Raw genomic sequence first — 2,013 nt, forward strand, 5'->3', positions numbered from 1 at the left:
GGGTACCTACGGGTACCTACGGGTCGCCGCGGGTCACGGCCGAGTTGCGGGCGCGTGGTGAGGTGGTGAACGCCAAGACCGTGGCCAAGATCATGGCCTCGCTCGGTGTGGAGGGCATCAGCCCGCGCACGTTCAAGGTCAAGACCACGGTGGTCGATCCGCAGGCGTCGTTCCCGCCGGATCTGATCGAGCGGCACTTCGATCGGGGCCGGCTCGATGCGGTCTGGTTTACCGACATCACCTAATGGGTGAGTCGGACCAAACGATCCGACACGCACAAGGCGACTGGCGGGAGGTCCCTGAGATATTACCGATCCGGGCGCAGTCTGAGCAGTGAGCCGCTGGGAGGTGATCACTGCTGTGAGGGCATCCGACTGTGTGAGAGGTCTCAAGGTAGACGGTGACCCTGCCAGTCGCTGGGGGCACGTGATCGGCTTGTGAGATGCCGCGCCAAAGAGCGCTTTCCATTAGGTCGCCGCACAACCCCCGGAGCTCACAACAGAATACGCCGCTGGACAGGAGGTCGCACATGAGCATCAACTGCGGGATCGATTGGGCCGAAGTGCATCACGATGTCGCCCTGGTCGACGAGAACGGCACCGTCATCGCCCGGAAACGCATCGACACCGGCACAGCGGGATTGACCGCACTGCTGGAGGTAATCGCCGAGAGCGGAGGCGCACCGGGCACCACCCCTATCGCGATCGAGACCGACAAGAATCTGCTCGTCGTGGCGCTGATGGAAGCAGGATTCACCGTCTACCCGATCAACCCCCGTGCGGTGGCCCGCTACCGCGAACGCCACGGACAGGCCGGCGGCAAGTCCGATCCGGGTGACGCCGCGATCCTGGCGAACATTCTGCGCACCGACCGAGCGATGCACCGTCCGATGCCGGCGATCAGCGAACACGGCCGGGCGATCAAGGCCCTCGCACGTCAGCACCAGGAGGCGATCTGGGCGCTGCATCAGACCATCAGCCGACTACGCTCTGTGTTGCTGGAGTTTTATCCTGCTGCACTGCAAGCATTTCCGAATTTGAAGCACCGCGCCGCGGTCGCGACGCTCTCCGCGGCGCCCACCCCGGCATCGGGTCGCGCCCTGACCCGCCGCAAAGTTGTGACGGTGCTGCAACGCTGTGGCCGGCGCAACGACCCGAACCTGGTCGAGCGGATCCTGCAGGAGCTGAAGACGCCCGCGCTCGGGCAGCCGCCGCAGGTCGAGGAGGCACTCGGTCACGCGGTCACCGGTCTGCTCGCCGTCATCGCCTCGATGCAGCAGTCCGTGGACAGCCTCGAGGACGCGCTGGGTCGCGAATTCGACAGCCACCCCCTCGCGCCGATCCTGCGGTCGGCTCCGGGACTTGGTCCGATTCTCGCCGCCCGGGTCCTGGCCGAGATCGGCGACGATCCTGAACGGTTCGCGACGGCAAACGGGTTGCGCGCGTTCGCCGGTACCGCGCCGATCACCCGAGCCTCGGGCCGATCGCACTACGTCAAGGCGCGCAAGGTCCGCAACAAGCGACTCGGGGACGCCTGCCACTGGTGGGCGTTCGTCACCCTCACCAAATCAGCGGGTGCACGTGCCCACTACGACAAGCGACGAGCCGCCGGCGACCATCACAACGCCGCGCTGCGCAACCTCGCCAACAAGCTCCTCGGGCGCATGTGGTGGTGCCTGCAACACAACGAACCCTGGGACGACCACGCCGCCTGGCCCGACCTCAATTCTGGGCCGAAGCCGGCGGCTGCTTGACACCTGACCCGCGTGGGATGTCTACCTCACGTGCGGTGAGGGGGACATGTTCTTGTGTGCGATCCGGGACGGTCATTCACGGAAGGTGTTGGGATACAGCATTGCTAATCACATCAGCGCCGAGATGGTCACCACCGCCATCGATCGAGCCGTGGCCACGCGCGGTGGGCGGTGTCGCGAGACGATCCTGCATTCGGACCGGGGTGGGGAATACACTGCCCACCTGACCGCGGCGTCGTGTGTGCAGCACGGGTTGCGTC

General features: G+C 65.8%; 3 protein-coding genes. All 3 read left to right on the forward strand.

All coding sequences use genetic code 11. The annotated features are described in order from the left end of the window. Positions 1–245, forward strand: a 245-nt coding sequence (locus AC1DWT_RS51075; protein ID WP_477926245.1) for an IS3 family transposase, incomplete at its 5' end; no start/stop codon positions are given. A gap of 284 nt (positions 246–529) precedes the next feature. Beyond that, entirely contained in the window at positions 530–1,753 is a 1,224-nt protein-coding gene (locus AC1DWT_RS51080; protein ID WP_206015571.1) for an IS110 family RNA-guided transposase, read from the forward strand. A gap of 46 nt (positions 1,754–1,799) precedes the next feature. Continuing rightward, positions 1,800–2,013: DDE-type integrase/transposase/recombinase (locus tag AC1DWT_RS51085; protein ID WP_477926246.1), on the forward strand; the 214-nt coding region annotated here is incomplete at its 3' end.

The organism is Rhodococcus sp. P4_B6 (assembly GCF_056402215.1).

Excerpts from the sequence above, each read along its gene's own strand:
- AC1DWT_RS51080 (WP_206015571.1), top strand. The coding sequence starts at position 530 with ATGAGCATCAACTGCGGGATCGATTGGGCCGAAGTGCATCACGATGTC.